Here is an 18,181-nt window from a genome sequence, read left to right on the forward strand (position 1 = left end):
TCTGGGCAAGATCTGATGCAGAACGCGGCCAAATGGCCGCGTTTTTTACATACGCGCTCGGTGAGTCGGATTGGTTGAGGACATGCGTTGGGGCTGTAGGCGAAAATTTGGGGATAAACGGGTTCTTCAGCGCATTTTTATCGTTCCCGCTAAGATTTAGTCCGGTTTTGAACAAGATGGAATAAGTAAAAGAGTGAAGCGCTGCAACAGCAACGGGTTCAGTCACAAAAACAGAATTAATTTTGTTCAATCTGACTTTTTTTAATCAGATTCAGAACGAAGTTTGACCAAACGAATTAAATTCCCATTTTTTTTAAATGAAACACTAGACATATCATCGCGCTAAGATGATAATGCCGCCCATTGGAAGGATGGCTGAGTGGTTTAAGGCAGCGGTCTTGAAAACCGTCGACTGTAACAGGTCCTAGAGTTCGAATCTCTATCCTTCCGCCAAATTCGCCGGCATAGCTCAGTTGGTAGAGCAACTGACTTGTAATCAGTAGGTCCCGAGTTCGACTCTTGGTGCCGGCACCAGCAGTAAGAAAAAAGACATCTTCGGATGTCTTTTTTTTCGCCCAAAATTCACCTCCTGACCTTTGCCAACCTTCGGCTCTATCGAGCTAATCTCGGAAAGTCTTTATACTGAGCCATCGCCTATCGTGGGCATTATGCGGAATCACCTATGTTTCCCCCGTTAAAGACTCAGCGTTGTCGATTGCGAAAAATTCGCCCTACGGATATTAAACAGGTTTTTGCCGCACTGTCTGATCCGGCGGTAATTACCCACTACGGCGTGGCTTATTCCTCTCTGGCCGCCACGCAGATTCAGATGGATTGGTTTAGTAATATCTATGCGCAGCAGAGCGGTATCTGGTGGGGCATTTGCATTGCCGGAAACGATCGGGAAATTATCGGAGCCTGCGGGTTTAATCAATGGAATCACGACGTTCGCTCGCTGGAACTGGGCTATTGGCTACTGCCAGAATACTGGGGGCAGGGATTGACTCGCGAGTGCGTCAATATCATTTCCAGCCATGCCTTTACAGAAATGGGGATTCATCGTATTGAAGCCGTGGTCGAGCCGGAAAACCGCGCCAGTTGGCGACTATTGGAAAAATGTGGCTTTCATCATGAAGGCACGCGGCGGGAGTGCGAAATCAAAGATGGCAGGTTTATTAGCCTGAAAATTTACAGTCGCCTGGCAACCGATGAATATCCGGTAGGATTGCCCTGAGAAATGAAACGAAAGCATTGCTCGTTGTTGAACGCTGTATAAAGAAACTAAACATAACAAATTAATCATAAAAAACTGATCATAAGAAACTGAAGCCGCGAGCAGCCGTTTTAGCGATGCTGTCCTCGCAGATATGAAGCAGTCCGATCATTGATGGATTTTTGCTAATGAGTAAAAAGGGCATCGGTGAGATGCCCTTATGCCTACGAGTTATTGATCCGATAATGATTGGATCGTGATTTTAGCGACCATTGCTGGCTAAATCGGCTACCAGCTGGTTCACACCATCACTCATATTGGTGAATTTGGTCAGCTGTGTGCGCGTTACCACGACGAAAACACCGATGTTTTTTTCAGGAATCATCGCCATATAGGTAATAAAACCGCCGCCGCCGCCGGTTTTTTGAATAATTCCCGGCAAGCCATTTCTCGGAGCCATATACACCCAGCCTAAACCCAAGGCATCAGCCTGACCCGGTACGTCCATTCCTTTTAATGAAACCAGCTCATGCCGCTGGAAATACATCTTTTGTTCACGTTTCGCCGTGGCTTTTCTTGGACTGTTTTGCGTAGACAGGAACTGCTGCATCCAGCGTTGCATATCTTCTGGAGTGGAGTAAATTCCGCCGCTGCCTGCCGCCGCCGTAGTATTACGACAGGCACTTCCACCAACGCCAACCATCAGTCGATCGCATTGTTCAGCCGTCGGCGTCAGGGTGGTATTTTTCATACCCAGCGGGCCGGTGATTTTTTCTCGCAGCAGCGTGGTGTAAGGTTTTCCAGCCGCTTTAGAAAGCGCATCCGCCAGCAGGTCATAGGCCAGATTTGAATAAGCCGCCCGGACACCCGGCGGTACCGTAACTTTGGCGGTTTTCAGCCATTGCCAACGGTCGCTCTTAGTCGGCCAGGTAAATACCGGCCTTTTTTGCGGGCCACCGGGCTGTTCACGAGGAAATCCACTGGTGTGGCTAGCTAAGCTCAACAAGGTGACCGGCTGTTTAGCGTTATAGCCGGGGACATAGGCGCCTTTGGGGGCATATTTTTTTAGCGGATCGGTGAGCTTCAGTTTCCCTTCTTCAGCCAGTTTCACCATGATTTCGCTAGTCATTAATTTTGTAATAGAAGCAATACGGATCAGTGAGTCCTGACGTGGGCGGATGTTATTGCCCGGTCGGGTTTCGCCAAAACTACGATTGACCACCTGATTGTTATCTATCACCACCAGCGCCATTCCCATTGCGCCACTGTTATAAAAAATATGCTCGGCGTGTTGATCCACAACTTGTGCCGTTAAACGTTCCGTTTGTGCATAACTGTGTACCGGCAGAGTGAACAGAGCCGCCACCAGTAAGGAAGTAGAGAAAGCTTTCAACTGTTTTTATCCATTTTCAAAAGCAGAAGGGAAATTCACCCTGCTATATTAGTCAGTTATTGTCAGAAGAAAATGAAGAAAGGTGCAGTAGCGCAATATATTTATCGTGGTTGAATATATAGAAAGTCGGCAATGGCCATGTCACCCGAGCTTTTTTTACTGCAAATCAACACAACATGTTGATATTAAATAAATAAAATTTTCAAGGCCTGTATTCAGTTCTGAAAACGGTATCGGATTTTATTCGCACCATGAGCGCGCTGGTGTTTACCCGCAGAATTTACTTCAACGAAGGGAAGGGCGTTATCAAGGAGGAAACTTTGTACTACAGCCGGTTAGGCCGGAAGAATATACCGTATTGCTGAATGACCATGGTTCCCGCCTGTGGTGGCATCAATGGCCGCACCTGATTTCGACAAGAGGCCGGTATGGCTAACGGGTTCGTAAGCCCCTCATTCTTTAGGATGAAAGTCACCGCCCTTAATCAGCGACGGTTATCCTTGTGTCATTGGCTTTCCGCTATCGGTTTAATTAATATTGCGGCCGTTTCTTTAACACCCAACGGATTATTCCCCCAGCATTGCTCATATTGCCAACCGGTAAGCTCTTCAGCCACCGCGCGAGCGTGGGGAGGAATATCGGCTATAGCGCCACCGGCTTTGATGCGGGCAATCTCTTCTAACAAGATAGCGTGGTTTTTTCCTGTCTAATTTCATTTGCGTGGTATAAAAAATGGCGACCAACGCTAGCGCAATCACTCCAACAGCAAATACCCCAACAATGGCCTGAACCGCGATTTCTGGTTGTTCTGATTGGCCGGAAACAAAGCCGAAACTGCTGAGCCTCCAGCCCATGGAAAACACAATCACCGAACGCACCATCTTGCCGGCAAAAGTCATGGCACCGGCGTAAATCCCCTCGCGGCGGCGTCCGGTCAGCACTGCATCTACGTCGGCTAAAAAGGTATAAACCGTCCACGGAATGTAGTAAATGCCACCGGTACTCAGGGCGAATACGGCGGTAATGGCGAACAATACAACCACCGTGGTGGTTTCGGACCAACCGGTAAAATACAGCGCGGCGTAGGCGATTACGCTAACAATCACAACCCGTAATGCGATACGGAAAGGGCGGGCAAAGCCGATTTTGACGCAAACACCGATAAATATGGCGGTTGATATCAGTTGCATAATCGAACTGAAACTGTTGAGTTGAGAAACCAGTGTGGCATCTTGCCCCAGACCAAAAATAATAAAGTAGGTAAATGCTGAAGCGAATAACCATTCTGCACCGAAGCCAAACAGATACATTCCTAAATGCTTGCGGAAAATGCGCAGATGGACAGTGGACGCCATATCAACGCAGAGTTTTTTCAGCGCTTGTCCCAAGCTATTGGTGGTTTCTCTAAGAACTTCACTGGCCGGTCGTTCCCAGGAAGAAGAATACAGCGGGATCATTGCACTACACATAATCAAACCGTAGGCGATACCGGTATAAAGAAACGGCGTTGGCGAATCTTTCCCGTAGATAGCAATAAACTGGCCGGGGATAAAAGCCGACAGAAAGTTGGCCACTTTGCCAAAAATTGCTTTAGAACCAGTGAGTTTGGATCGTTTGGCAAAATCTGTCGTCATTTCGGTAGCCAGCGTTTCATAAGGCACCATAATTGAGGTATAGATAAGCTCGAACAGCGCGTAGGTCAGCAGGTAATACCAGAAACCAAAACCGCTCATCCACAATAAGGGATAAACCAATACTAGCGGGATACCGAGCAGGATAAAAAAGCGACGGCGGCCAAATAGACGACCCAGACGAGTGTTATAGAAATTATCCGTGATGTAGCCCATAACTGGGTTACTAATGGCATCCAGAATGCTGGCGATGGAGAAAATCGTCGCTGCTTCGACCACCGTTAACCCACAGAATATGCTATAGAAATACATCAACCAAGCGCCGCTTATAGCCAATGCGCCGCTGCCTAAGAGGTTGGCACTGCCGTAAGCCAAGGTATGCCGCGCTGAAATTTGTCTGTTCATTCTTATCGTCGAAAAAAATAAAACAATATTTTATTTATAGTGTTTTATTGTTTCTTTTATATGAGTTTACTTTGGTCAAAAATGAGTCAAGGATCACGAAACAGTGTTTTGAGTTTGAAAGAGACGAGTAACCTGATAAAAGTTGATATAAATCAACCTAGGCTATAGGCATGAAAAACATGGGTGACATCATATCGATGTGCCCAACGCGGCGTTAGAAAAGTACAGGCTAATGAGTGATGGCTATTTTTTCGCCGCAATACGGTGATGAACGCGGTAATTTTGAGAAATTGGATCGTGATTTTTAGTCAGGTTCCAATTAGCCAACCGATGGTTGGAGCGGGTAGAAATAACGTTAGCTGACGCTGCCTATGAGGCTGTAAGCCACATTTGAGGAAAGACATGGCCAGAAAAAATCCGTATTACGATGCCAGCAAGCCGCATCACACCGAATTCGGGTTTCAGAATCTGGAGCCGGTGGCCCATCATTCGCGGGATCTCAAACGTTGGCGCGAAGAACGGAAACGTCAATCATTGCCTAAGCCGCCGTCACAGGGGTATCCGGCGTTTATTGCCCAATGGTGGCAACAGGCCGAGTTTAGTGGTGAAGATGATGCTGCGTGGTGGTTAGGTCATGCCTGTGTCTTATTGCGTATCGGTGGGCGGACAGTGCTGTTTGATCCAGTGCTGTCATCGAGAGCCTCCCCACTGCATTTCTATGGCCCACATCGTAAAACGCCAGTCCCGACCAAGGTTGAAGGATTACCGAATATTGATGTGATTGTAATTTCGCATAATCATTACGATCATCTGGATGCCAGAACTGTCGCCCAGTTATTAAGACATTCTCCGCAGGTCAGTTTTATGGTTCCTCTAGGTTTAAAACCTTGGTTGCTGAATCACGGTGCCAAAATTATTCATGAATTGGATTGGTGGGAAAGTTATCAAATCGCCGATACCGAGTTTCATTGTGTTCCGGCTCGCCACTGGAGTATGCGCACGCCTTGGGATCGCAACCATTCGTTATGGTCTGGCTGGGTAGTGAAACAGCAGGGGATTAATTTTTACTTTTCTGGTGATACCGGCTATTGCCCGCAGTTGGTTGAAATTGGTGAACGGCTTGGTCCTTTTAACTATGCGGCTTTACCGATTGGAGCCTATGCGCCGAGATGGTTTATGCTGGCGCAGCATATGGATCCGCAGCAGTCGGTTCAGCTTTACCAGCAATTAAACGAACCTGTTACCATTCCAATTCACTGGGGCGTTTTTGAGTTAGCCGACGAATCCTTAGATGAACCGCCGGAACAGTTAGCGTTGGCGCTGGCTGCCGCTGATTGTGATAAAGACCACTTTAAACCGATTAAAATTGGCGGCCGTATCCCGTTAATAGCCTAACTCATTGAGGTCATAGCCAATGGCTTAGCGCGCTGTGGTTCCTTCAGATAACCAGGGTGAAGCAGTACTCCAGAAAATTACATTCGCACCTAAATAGTTCTCTGCATAATCGGTAAACTCAGCTTTGGTAAAGGGTTTGCCGGTTTTAGCATTGGTGTAGGTGAGGGTGGGTTCCTGGACGGCCATTCCAACCAGACTAAGCTTGCCTTTGTATTGATTAAAGAACGGATAGGCATTTTTCATCTGCGCTTTTTTATTTGGTACGATATCTGGCCCGCCCAGCCCCACCTTGTTTTTCGCAGCGAATTCAAACAGGCGTGACATGTATTGATGATCATTATTCCATTCACAAGGCCAAAAATTGACGTATTGCACCACATGAGATTTAGAGAAGACTTTACGGGCAAAGGCCATATTCTCCATCTCTGCGGCAAAGTATTTATCGCAGCTAAAGCCGGATTTATCCCTTTTAATATCGGGGTCAATGGCGGTTTCTGGCAGATTGACGCCAAATACCCGGCCGTCGAATTTTGTAGCTAATGCCGCCAGTAGTTTTTGATAGCGTTGTTGTACCGCCGGATTCCACTGCTGGGTTACCCAACCTGAACCCGCAGGCTTATTTTCGCCGGGATTATCATATTGCGGTACGATACCGCCGTTATAGCGCGGATCTTTCATTAGATAGGCAGGAACGTTTTTAGCTTGAGGCTCAAAGAAACGATCCTGAATTTGAATAAAAAGTTTCTTATTTAAACTATTAAGGTAGGCAAGGTCACGCTCGATCTGTGAAAAATCATACTGATCTTTGTCGGTTTCTAGCGCCTTCCAATTATAGACAATTTGTACTCCGCCAATATCAGGCCGCTGAATCAGAGAGGAAATAGTCGTTAAATCGTCTGAACCGGTATACAGAAAGTTTTGCGGTACAGCGCCAGTGGCAGCATAGGAAAATAACGTTATTAGCAGACCGGCGTGTAATAAAATATTTCCTGCTAGTTTCATATTCTTCCTTAAATAAGTTGGGCTAATTATTTTTCGCGAGTTAACGGCGATAACATTCGCAGCAATACATTCGCAGTAATAAAGGTAACGCAATTAAACACAGAGTAATTAAACGTAAAGTAATAAAACTGGCTGATAGCGTACACGGCTAGGTACCGGTATTCAGCCCTCGTAGCGCTCGAATAGCCTTAGGCTCAAGATAGACTACTGTTCTATGACTGCTAATAATACGGCTTACAATGACGTTGCGTGGCCCGGTTTGCCACGCCTCGCTGCGGTAGAACTGTGCCTGTTTGCGCTCAAGCTCTGCGAGATTGGCGTATGAGCGAATCAGATAATAACTGTCTTCCAGTTCTACGCCTTTGCCATAAGCCACTACGTCCATACCGGCTTTCTGATGCAGTGGAATACTAATATCCTGCATAACCCGATGGAATATATTGCCGCTATCGGGCTGTAATTTATATAGAAGAATTTCGACCGTTCGATACATGTCTATCTCCGGATAGATGCAGATCGACGGAGATTAGCTTTCCATAGTCAGCCATTCGTCCGCTTCTTCAAACATCTCTTCGATCAATCTGTTCAGAGCAGATTTTTCCAACTTGGTCACGCCCGATACGTTGAGACCGTTGGCCTGCATGGCCTTAACGTGGACGTCAGCCTCTGGATGAATCCGATGCACACGTTTGGTCAACTCTTCTTTGATCAAATCAGTGGCGTTGGTCAGACCGCCGACGTTTCTTTTGTCATAAATCAATTCAATACGCATATCTTCCCCTAAAAATGTCAGGATAACCCATTCAAAAACAACTGGGTTAATATACAGTATTGGCGCGTTGACACCAAGCCGGTTTTTTCTGCTGCCAGGAATTTAGGACAGTATGTAAGACTGAACCTAGCGATATGTCAGGGTAAAACTCGCTACGCTATTGGCCGCCCCCGGCGTGATTTTGACCCCGGTTTGGTAATAACGAGCAGTCATCGGGATTTCATTAGCTCCAACCGTGGTGCTATCGAGTAAATTCGTGGGCGCGCCCAGCGGAAGGGGATTGCCATCATACAGGATCTGAATTCCCAGACCGCTAGCCACCTGTTCTCCTGTATTGCCGTTTAACGGCAATACATTGTCGCTACTGCCGGAAGTCCCCAGAGTGAGTGAAACTTTGGTGTCAACTTGGCAGTCCAGCCCGATGGTAAATGGGACGGAGCGGCCATAGCTGCCGGGGCCGGAGAAAGAATGACTATTGACGGTACCCATAGGAACCTGAATGGACGGCGTGGTGGTGTTACAGCCGTTGACCTGAATATCTACCGCTGGGAAGGATATTTGACCTAAACCCTTGCCATTTGTGATACCCAGACAGGTGTAACTCACACTGACCGGGTTATATGCCGGCAACGTGCCAGAGGTTATATCGGCATATTTCACCAGGAAATATTCCAGATTGGTGCGCATCAAATAGCCTTCATAGGTGTACTGTGGTGCGTAAACATCTAGCAATCCGTCTCTACCGTCGGTTCTGTACGCGATGCCGACGCCTTCCTTTGAAGTTTTATACACTGGCATTGAATCGTAATAGATGCCCGTCCATTTAGTGGATGTTCGTGGTTGAAGAACGAAGTTCCCCGGTGCGCCGAACGAGTTGTTTTTTACTACTTTTACCGCATAGCTATAAACGCCAGAGGCAAGTAATGAGCCTATCGGGGCATTCATTGGAACGGTAACGGGTCCCTGGCTGGTACTGGGGTAGATATCCCACACCGCCCAGCATTCAGCTTCGGCATAACTTTTGGGTGTGAAAACCAACGTCAGCAGAAGAATGAGATAAATCCCTTTTTGTCTTATGGACAACATTTTCAATCTATTCAGCATAAATTTCTCCTGCTCCATGAGAGAGTTTCCCTCATTAAGATAACGGGGGAATAGTGGTTAGCGTTTTCTTTTCCACTTAACCTTCCCCGTCATCTCTCCATTGTGGCCAATAAATATTATAAATTTCAATCAATTAGTTTTTTTTGGCCGGATTTTAGCCAGCTTATCCAGTCGCGTATATTCCGGATTTAAATATCAATAATGGCGGCTTATTTTTCGCTGCGGCTGAAACTCTGGATCGGGCTGATGAGTAATACGGTTACGAATATCTCTTCTGAATATTTCGATAGTCCACATCCACACCACGTGACCGAACGTTTCGGATAAAAGCTCTTCAAAAGGCAGGTGCCACAGCGGTGGGCCCCAGCCGAAAAGTGGTAACAGCACGCCGTGGAAACCTAAAGTGACCAGAATGGCAAAAGCCGCGCCCTGCCAGAGTTTGATCGTCGGGAATATTTCAGCCACTAAGCAATAGAACAGGGCAAACAAGATGGAAAATAGCTGATGAACGCCCGCCACGCCCCAGTTAATAATATGGCCTGAATATTGATAGATCATATCGTTGACCTTGAAACCCAAATCTTGCAGCATCTCCGCCGGCGGAATGGCTCTGTCCGCTGTCCTTGGGGGAAAAGGGATCTCCGCTCCCCATTTGACGAAACTGGCAATATTCCCGCCTAAAAAACCGGCCCATAGGGCGGCGCTATAGTTCCTGTATTTTTTCTGTGTAGTAGCAAAACGTAATTCCATAAATATTCCTTGTTTAAAACGGCCAATACTTCGGTTTTTAGGCTGAATATTTTATTAAATTATATAATTTAATAAGTTAGAGCCTGTTGAATCACCCTTATTTAGAGAAAAGCGAAGATCGCCGGATGAGAAATAGTGTTCCGAGTGATGAAAAAATCGCTTTTATCTATCATCTTTTATCTATCATGCTGTGTTGCTCCTGTCCTCAATTTCCCGAAATGACAATATCTATCTGAAAAATATGAACTTTATATCAGTAATTCTCTCGTAGTGATTGACCAATCATCTGCTACCTGTAATTCAGCGTAATATTGGCCGTGCTGCTGGCTCGACCTGCGTTGATAAACTCTTCTTTCTGGTAATAACGGGCGGACAGTAGAATCTGCGCGCAGCCTGTTTCCGAGAATGAAATACCGCTAAACAGGTCCCCTAACGTGATAGGTTGCCCGCGGTATAACAGTTGAATGCCTATTCCTTGCGCCGTACCATTGCCGCTATCTAATGCCAGCAGGTCAGGCGAACCTTCAATGCCAGCGCCGCCGATCGCTATTTTGATTTTGTCCGTGGCGGTACAGTTGAGTGGGATTGAAAACGCCACTTCATTTGCAGTGCTATTCAGGCCGGAAAAGGCGCTTATTTTTACCCGTTCCAAAGGAATATGTAGCTTTGCCTTCTGAACGCCACAGGCTCGTACTCGAACTGAAGCCCCGTACATCAACCCATTCCAGTCGTAAAGGCCGTTTCCCCCGCTGGCGAAGCAGGAATAACCGATGTTGAATAATTTATGGCGTAATAGCTTTCCCCCCGAAATTGGCCCGTACTTAACCAGGTAATAATCAAGATTTGAGGATATGGCATCGCCCCTCAGGTTTTTACTGTTATGGGTTATTTGCCGCGTTTCGGCGCCACCTTTTGTTGGCGTCACGGTATAGGCCACGCCAACGCCCTCCAGATTGGTTTTAAATACACTGATTCCGCGATATTTAAGCCCGGTAAACTGAGTTAGCGGATTGATAGTGATAACAAAATCTCCCGCTGAACCCGCATACGAATTATCCATAATACGCGCCGCAATATGGGTTTGCCCTTGAGCCAGCAGGCTGCCTATGGGCGCACTTTTATCCACGTATACCGGTTTGGGAAAAACCAGAATCGGGGCGTGAGTGAGGAAAGAACGACATCCGGCCGCTCCCTCCCGCATTTCCCACATCATCAACATGAAAAATAAGGTGATATAGCCTAAATAGCGCGGTAATCTCCGAGCCCTCATCCTTGCTCCTTGCCTCAAAATGGCGGCCGCATACGTTTGACCGTCCTTTACTTAGCTATGTCATTACCGCTTTACAGCTGGCCTGTAGGGTCAGTACCGATGAACCGTTATCGTCAGAAGTTTCTGGTAGGATGTAGTCCGCCACGCACTTCTGCGGTGTGCCGTTGCTGTCCCATTCCACCAGTAAACTTCCCTTATCAGGGATACCGCTCAAATAAACCTCCGCATTATTGGCGACAATTCCGCTATTGATTGATAGGTCGTCATTATGTTTTAGCGATGCGTTGGCGCCGAACGGAATGGTTTTTCCATCGAAGTTCAGTTTGATTAACGCTCGTTTTCCCACGCGGGTTTTGAAATCAGCCAGTACAACGGCACCTTTGGTCGGCACCACGGTTTTGACACTGGTATCAATATCAATGTTTTCGCCCAAGGTTTGGGTGTCCAGCGCAATTCGGTTTTTACGATAAGTACTGACATAAGGAACGACCGCGTACCCTCGCCAGTCGGTATAGACGCCGCTGCTATTTTGCACCTTCACTCCGCTGGCTCCCGGCGCTTTAACCAATGCCAGTGTCTCACCTTGGGATTGCGAGAAAGTGACACCGAATGGATGCGCAACCACGCCTCCGCGCAGGTTATAGTTCAGGCGGCGGGAATCGTTGTCATAGCTGTAACCAGAGCCGATTTCGCCATAGGTGCCGCGATAGTTGGCGTTAAGGTTGCCGCTGGCACCGTTGCCCTGATTAGTATAATTCTGCTGAATGTTGTAATTCAGGTTGTTGTCCGCCAGCGCGGTGCCGCTCAAACCGAGCTGCTGGGTGGTACGCCCGGATTTGCTGTGGTTGACGTTGTAGGTAGACCAGCTGTTAGCTAACCAACGATCGAGAGGAACCTGCACGCTGAAAGCTAACACACTGTCGCTATTACCTACGCCCGGTGTCTGGGTGTGGCTATATGACAGACTGTAGTTAATGCCTCTATGATTCAGGTTATAACCGGTGCTGATATTGCGTTCATAACCAGATTGCCACCAATAATCCTGCTGATACCCAGAGATATAAAGATGACCGTATCCGCCCATAGACTGATTAAGGTTGAGCTGTATTTTGCTGCGTTTATTGTAGTTTGGGCGCCAGCCGTTGACATTTTCCCGATATTCATTAGTTTCACTTAAGGTATAAAAACCTTCAGTGGAATAGCGATAACCCGCCAAAGTAAAATTGGTATTAGTGGTACTAATATCTTTGGAATACTGGAACCGATAAGACTGCCCCTGGGTTTTTTTTCCTCCTCTATGAGAAGTATTAGCCTGAGTGGCATCGAGAGATATCGATCCTATATCGCCGAACCCATGACCGACTCCTAGCACGCCGGACGTGTATTTCTCTGCAGCCAATACTCCCCCGTACAAAGTGGTGTCTGCGGGCAACCCGTAAATCAGGGTTGACTGGGCAAAGTTCGGCGTTGCCGCAAAAGGGGTGGTAGTGCGATATTTCCCTGCCGTAACGGCATATTTCAACTGGCCTTCGCGCTGCATAATAGGCACGGCGGAGAAAGGCTGCACAAAGCTACGCTCAGTACCATCCGCTTCCCGAATAGTGACGTCCAACCCACCGCTGGATGAGGTTGGGTAGAGGTCGGTAATGGCAAAACTTCCGGGAGGAACATAGGTTTGGTAGATGATATAGCCGTTTTGTCGAATGATGACCTGAGCGTTACTCTGTGCGATACCGCGGACTACCGGGGCAAAACCGCGGCGGCTATCTGGCAGCATATTGGTATCGGAGGCTAACTGGACTCCGCGAAATTGAACGCTATCAAATACTTCGCCGGGCGTCGAACTGTCACCCAGGGTCAGTGCGCCTTTCAGCGGCTGAATATCCCGTTGTACGTAGGTATTAATGTTCTTCCACTCACGCCCACTCTTATTATTATCGGTGTAGGTGGAGTAGTTACGTAACCGCCAGGCACCTAAATTGGCTCCGCTACGCAAGTTAAGATAATAGTTACTGTTAGTCCCTTCACTACGCGAATCCCAGGTGTTAGAACCGGTAAAGCTGTAGTTAACCAGCGCGGCGGGAATCCCCTGATTCCATAACTTTGGGTCAATGGCATCGCGCGCTTCATTATTAAGCGCCGCTTGTGGAATGCTGATATCCAACCGCTGGCGGTTAAAGTTGAAACGAGTGAACGCTTCGGGAATATGTTGATCTAAATTGCTGAATGCTTGAGTCGGCGGTAACGTTTTAAGTGATGAAAAAGCCTCAATATTGACACCCATCGCAGCCAATTCTTTTGTGGTTAATTCCGGCAGAAGCTTGCCGTTACGATCCACAAAGGTCACCGAGCGTTCATCGACTTTGCTGTCGTTTAGGTAAATATCCACCCGATAGGTTCCGGGAATTTGCGAACCGGTGGTAGAAAACTGACCCAGACTGACGTTCTGAGGTGTACCTTCTTTCAATTCAAGCGCATAAGGATTGAAATAGTCTGCTGCCGAAACGTTGACTATCGGTGCAGCAGACGCGACAGAGACTAGAGTCCAAAGGATATGCCGGGTGAGTCCCGCTGGCTTGCAATGTTTTTCCATAACAAAATTCCTCCATTTGGGGCCGAAAAAAGCGTACGGATACCCCTTACCCGGTATGGATGGGCAAGATGTCATTTCAGTCAGGATTAGGTTTTGCGAATTAGAGAGAAACGGTCTCTTTGGCTGAAATGCCACCGTAATCGGTAATCGCCTGCCAGCTTATCTGCCCTGATGCGCCTGAAGGTAACGGCCAGCTGCGGCTGCTTTTCGGAGCGATCATATCCGCTTCTTTTATCTCTGATTTCCCAACGTTAAGTTCATAGAACGAAACGTAATAGGGCGTGGGATTAACCACTTCCAATTGATTACCTTTACGCTTGAACTGGAGAGATTTATAGGCATTTGCAGCCTGATTTCTCAGCAGCCCGGTTGGACGATAAAATAATTTGATACGCGATTGAACCGTGATTTGTAGCTGATTCTCATCGGTTTTATGCGTTGCCGGGATAGATTTAACGCTGAGCCAGAATACCGACTCGCGATCTTGCGGTAAGTTACCGCCGGCCCGAACAATACGCAGCGTATTCTCTTGCTCGGCATCCAATCGAAACAATGGTGGAGTGACGATAAAGGGAATCTTAGTCGTGTTTGATGCATCCAGATTATCGATCCAGGATTGAATCAGGTAAGGCCGATCCTTTTCCGGGTTGGTTACTGATAAAGAAGCCTCTTTTTTACTGCCATCGTATATGACGCGTGTGCTACCTATAACAATCCCAGCCTGAGCCTGATAGGTAATCGTTAGCAGGCAACATACAGAAATAAAAGAACGTATCCATGACATACCAGAATTCCTCATAACTAACTGCCCAGCAGATTCTCTGCCGGTAAAGATATTTTTCATGTAAAAATAAGCATCCTTGCCTCGCCCTTGAAACATGGGTGATCCTTTTGTTTGTATTTTTTAAATTTAATTAACCCTAACTAAAGCAGCGCTATTAGTTATAGGAAATACTAAACTGAGTGACTGCATTAGCTGGGCCGGTCGTGACAGTGGCATTGGTTGACATATATTTGGCAATGTAGCTAAAGACGGGATTCACACCTTTCGTCACGGCTTTTTGCGCGGAAGGAGCCGTCATGGGAATCAGAGTTGTACCGTCTGCTTCATAAATTGCGATACCCAACCCAGTAGCTACGCCAGTTTCAGTGGTCAACGCGAGCAGATTGGTATTATTTTCTGCAAAAGGACCATCAAACTTTACCAAGGCCTTTGTCACTGAATCTGGACAAGAGGTCAGGGTGATATCGAATTTTGCCGGCATGGCAGTGGCACCGACCGCTGGGAAAGCCTTGGCGCTGACATTACCTAAAGCAACCGTCTGGCTGGCGCTCGCTGTGCTAACGGTACAAGCTTCAGCAATAACTGTACCGGTGAAATTGATGGTGCCGTCTGCTGCATTTGCAGCATGAGAGAAAGAAGCAAATGCTGCGCTAGCGAGTAAAATAGTTGCGCGTAATTTAGTGTTCATAAAGGTCTCTCCATTTAAATAAATCACCCTAATTTACATCCTAATTTAGGGGCATTTTCTCAGCATTTAATCTCAGTGAAATAATAGGAGCCTTGTCTACTTAATAGTATTTGTAATAAAAATACTATTAATTTTTTTTGACTACCTATTCTCCGACTTACGTTGATATGACTCTGCGTAGGGTAGTTTCCATTTTCTCACGACGTAACATTTTTAACAATCACGTCACATTTGCAGTGTCATATTAACGGAGCATAGGTTTACACAAAAGATCAAAATGTAAAAACTTTATATCTTTTTTAAGTAAAATTAAGAATAAAAAACTGTTTTTATCAAATAACGCTGTTCCAATGAGGTCTCACACAGTTACATTTTGAAATATTGAGGTGATTATTCTGACTTAATTCAAATAAGCATTATTTATTAACGAATTATTATTAAATATTTGTCATTCCGATTGAATGAATTTATGGCGAATATTTAGACACCATGCAAAAAAAGTCTTAATGGATTTTAGTGGATTTAATGAACTTAAAAGAATAATTCCCCGTGCAGAGATCTCCGTTCTGATTAATTGATTTCGTATCTTCGCGATATAAAAACGGAGAAACTTGAGAATAAGATGTGATCTCAATTCTATTTTCCATAGCACGCTTTTCTGCCTAAAACTATTAAATAAATCATCTTGTTGATTTAATAGATAGGAGTGGGTTGTTAGTCATATATTTTGAATATTCTTCAAAATACCGAACTTAACAGGAAAAAAAATGAGTATGGGCGGATGAGTTAATCCAATGTCATTCGTAAACAGAGTTATGTGATTTTGAGTTTACAGGATGTTTGTCTCAATGAGAGTCGTTTTCATTGCAACCGATTATTTACACAAAGAGAGTATGGTTATCGTTCGCTTTTTCTAAGATTAATCTTAGATATCTATATAAAACAATCGCCATATTTAATTAATTCAATTAGTTACATTAATGAGCGTTAATTCAAAGGTTACAGGGAGGGCAATCCAGCCCAATCAGAAGAATCGGCCATAATATTGCTGCATAATCAGCACGATTGCCCAGATAATTTGATTGGATAAATATGCACTACGCAAAATGACCTCAATAGCTTGCCATCTTAAAGAAACCGGTTTCGGTAATTTCAATCGTCAGCGACTCACTATTGAATAGAAGTCGTTTACCAGTGCCTGAATCGGAGGCTGAGTGCATCATTTGACTGAAATGTAAGGTTACGGATGCCGAATCGCTCGCAGTAGCATGTTCTTTTCATCACACAAATAAACCTTGGGTAAAATGCGTTTTTTTTATACATTTCTGCTCTGTTGAATTGCTTCTGGTAGAAGTGAGGAAGTCGGCGCGAGATTCTGTCCGATACGGGTGCAAACCCTCAGATGAGGGAGTGTTAGCTTAAAAATTGTTCTACGTAGGCTTAACGCTGGCGAGAGGTTGTGAAAAAATCAGCAAACCAATCATCAAAAAGTTATTTGGCTAAGTCTCCTGTAGAGGCTGAAAAGCGCGTAGGCGAGTTTTGGCAAAATCTGCGTGTAACTTCTGCCAATCTTCTCCCAGATTCTTCGTAACGTCACCGGTGATAAAAGTGCTTACATATCAATACTTTAATTTATTTTTTCGACTTTATCTTGTCGCGTTTATCTAAGGTTTAATAATTTATGTTAAGAGTTGGCAAATTTTTTAGCACTAAATTCTGCTAAATATAGATTCATAGTTTATTTGACTGGCATGTTAAGTAACGGCTAATCGGGGTGTGTTTAGTAGCCACCGAGAGGGCTTATTCACTACGGGAACATTTAGGAGCCATAGAGATTTTTCTAACTCCATAAATGCGAGCTTCGGATAAAAGGTTATTTTCCTCTACTTCTCTACAAAAGTTCAAAAAACCATTGTCTGGTATAAAACCGGTGTAAATAACTACCTGAACATGTATTGGTGGTTTTATTACTTTATCTCTAAATTGAGATGTAGCGCATCGTATTGGCCTTGACTGAGTGTGGTTAATGCGAAACGCATAAGTCTTGAAAGTATCTTATGTGGGCTTAGAGGCGCTGTAAGCGAATGTTTGGCTGGTATTCACTCAAACTCTGACTATCGAAATACCTTCTTAAGGTTTTGCTAATGAATGTGGGGAAATGAGAACTTATTTCTCTTAGATTAAAAAGTATATTAGCACCACCGTAGCGAATATTTGTTCATTTTCAGCGCGTTAACGTTCGGTTCTGATTGCGCTGAAGCTCTAAGAGCGAAAATTGCAGCGAACTTGTTAGATTACTTTATTTTACCGTCTCGGTAGCGGTTATTTATTACCCGTCTATGGCCAGTGTTATACACAGGGAAAATAGAAGAACAGAATGTAGACATACCTGCCCGGAACTGAATATTGCGCGGCTATGCTCTGCTATTGTGAAGGTTTGTTATTTTTGTGGCGTATTGTGAGTATCCCAGATCCACAGGTGATCATGGGAATCTGGCTAATGACTGATGCAGCGGCTAGACGTGTGGCGTGGGTTGTCTATTGATGCTGACCTGAAGTTGGGGGCGTTATCCTACTCGCCATCTGAAATTTACATCGGTGTCTGGTTGCTAATTTCTTTGGCTGGCGGGCAAATTCTGGCGGCCATACTAACCTAACTGGGCACCTAGTGGCGGTGGGCATTACCTTTACGATTTTAGCGATTACCTGTTGTAACCTGCGGATCGTATCCAGGAGCTATTTTATCGTCGACCATCTTTAAGCCTAGGCAACTTTATCGACTTCAGGCTTTTCAATATCAATAGTGGGGATGAGGTGCAGGTAGAGTATTTCGCGTTACTGGATTCGGTCATTCCAATGTTTAAGTCTGATCAAACCGATCTTTTGCCGGTTGAACAGCCAGAGATTAAGTCATCATTAACTGGGGAGGGGCACGGTATAATTCAGAATGTCTGATGAAGGTTGGTTGACTCTACATGACGAGAAATTGCAGGGATAGCGAGCGAATACCGCTATTTTACCAATAGTATTGACCGGCGTTATTTGTGAAAGGCGTAAAAAAACCAACCACAATGGGTTGGTTTTAAAAAGATTCTTTGGTCGGCATGAGAGGATTTGAACCTCCGACCCCCGACACCCCATGACGGTGCGCTACCAGGCTGCGCTACATGCCGACGCAGTA

Annotated in this window: 13 protein-coding genes, 3 tRNA genes and 1 pseudogene; 5 read left to right on the forward strand and 12 right to left on the reverse strand. The window is 45.7% G+C overall.

The window, feature by feature from the left end; all coding sequences use genetic code 11:
• The first annotated feature begins 365 nt into the window (after positions 1-365).
• From PL78_RS16965 to PL78_RS16975, 3 genes are all read left to right on the forward strand, one after another.
• A tRNA-Ser gene (locus PL78_RS16965) sits at positions 366-453 on the forward strand.
• A gap of 5 nt (positions 454-458) precedes the next feature.
• Positions 459-534, forward strand: a tRNA-Thr gene (locus tag PL78_RS16970).
• A gap of 148 nt (positions 535-682) precedes the next feature.
• Positions 683-1,234: a GNAT family N-acetyltransferase gene (locus PL78_RS16975; protein ID WP_064517342.1), complete on the forward strand. Its 552-nt coding sequence runs from the start codon at positions 683-685 to the stop codon at positions 1,232-1,234.
• A 241-nt stretch (positions 1,235-1,475) separates the two neighbouring features.
• Here the strand turns inward: PL78_RS16975 and ampH are convergent, their stop codons facing one another.
• Together ampH and PL78_RS16985 are read right to left on the reverse strand one after the other, a co-directional pair.
• Complete coding sequence (gene ampH / locus PL78_RS16980) at positions 1,476-2,606, reverse strand: D-alanyl-D-alanine-carboxypeptidase/endopeptidase AmpH (RefSeq protein ID WP_064517344.1); 1,131 nt, start codon at positions 2,604-2,606, stop codon at positions 1,476-1,478.
• A gap of 505 nt (positions 2,607-3,111) precedes the next feature.
• Positions 3,112-4,642: pseudogene (locus PL78_RS16985) on the reverse strand (MFS transporter).
• A gap of 402 nt (positions 4,643-5,044) precedes the next feature.
• Between PL78_RS16985 and PL78_RS16990 the strand changes: the two are divergent.
• Positions 5,045-6,037, forward strand: a complete 993-nt coding sequence (locus PL78_RS16990; protein WP_064517347.1) for an MBL fold metallo-hydrolase — start codon at positions 5,045-5,047, stop codon at positions 6,035-6,037.
• Positions 6,038-6,061: 24 nt separating this feature from the next.
• On the opposite strand, the gene PL78_RS16995 is transcribed toward PL78_RS16990, so the two are convergent.
• From PL78_RS16995 to PL78_RS17035, 9 genes are all read right to left on the reverse strand, one after another.
• On the reverse strand, positions 6,062-7,039 hold the full coding sequence (locus PL78_RS16995) for a hypothetical protein (protein ID WP_064517350.1): 978 nt from the start codon (positions 7,037-7,039) through the stop codon (positions 6,062-6,064).
• Positions 7,040-7,187: 148 nt separating this feature from the next.
• On the reverse strand, positions 7,188-7,532 hold the full coding sequence (locus PL78_RS17000; protein WP_064517353.1) for an NIPSNAP family protein: 345 nt from the start codon (positions 7,530-7,532) through the stop codon (positions 7,188-7,190).
• A 33-nt stretch (positions 7,533-7,565) separates the two neighbouring features.
• Positions 7,566-7,811, reverse strand: coding sequence for a DinI-like family protein (locus PL78_RS17005; protein ID WP_049597078.1), 246 nt, complete (start codon positions 7,809-7,811; stop codon positions 7,566-7,568).
• A 126-nt stretch (positions 7,812-7,937) separates the two neighbouring features.
• Positions 7,938-8,915, reverse strand: coding sequence for a fimbrial protein (locus tag PL78_RS17010; protein ID WP_158513770.1), 978 nt, complete (start codon positions 8,913-8,915; stop codon positions 7,938-7,940).
• Between the two features lie 195 nt (positions 8,916-9,110).
• Positions 9,111-9,665, reverse strand: coding sequence for a YagU family protein (locus PL78_RS17015; RefSeq protein WP_064517359.1), 555 nt, complete (start codon positions 9,663-9,665; stop codon positions 9,111-9,113).
• 289 nt (positions 9,666-9,954) lie between these two features.
• Entirely contained in the window at positions 9,955-10,935 is a 981-nt protein-coding gene (locus PL78_RS17020; protein WP_064517370.1) for a fimbrial protein, read from the reverse strand.
• Positions 10,936-10,990: 55 nt separating this feature from the next.
• Positions 10,991-13,528, reverse strand: coding sequence for a fimbria/pilus outer membrane usher protein (locus tag PL78_RS17025; RefSeq protein ID WP_084414346.1), 2,538 nt, complete (start codon positions 13,526-13,528; stop codon positions 10,991-10,993).
• Between the two features lie 100 nt (positions 13,529-13,628).
• Positions 13,629-14,312 carry a fimbrial biogenesis chaperone gene (locus PL78_RS17030; protein ID WP_064518520.1) on the reverse strand — a complete coding sequence of 228 codons (684 nt, stop codon included), beginning with the start codon at positions 14,310-14,312 and terminating at the stop codon, positions 13,629-13,631.
• Between the two features lie 154 nt (positions 14,313-14,466).
• Complete coding sequence (locus PL78_RS17035; RefSeq protein ID WP_064517373.1) at positions 14,467-15,000, reverse strand: fimbrial protein; 534 nt, start codon at positions 14,998-15,000, stop codon at positions 14,467-14,469.
• 2,507 nt (positions 15,001-17,507) lie between these two features.
• On the opposite strand from PL78_RS17035, the gene PL78_RS20490 reads away from it, so the two are divergent.
• On the forward strand, positions 17,508-17,657 hold the full coding sequence (locus tag PL78_RS20490) for a hypothetical protein (protein ID WP_158513771.1): 150 nt from the start codon (positions 17,508-17,510) through the stop codon (positions 17,655-17,657).
• 439 nt (positions 17,658-18,096) lie between these two features.
• Here the strand turns inward: PL78_RS20490 and PL78_RS17040 are convergent.
• A tRNA-Pro gene (locus PL78_RS17040) sits at positions 18,097-18,173 on the reverse strand.
• Positions 18,174-18,181 lie beyond the last annotated feature (8 nt).

Origin of the sequence: Yersinia entomophaga (assembly GCF_001656035.1) — a bacterium.
In the GTDB taxonomy this organism is placed as follows: domain Bacteria; phylum Pseudomonadota; class Gammaproteobacteria; order Enterobacterales; family Enterobacteriaceae; genus Yersinia; species Yersinia entomophaga.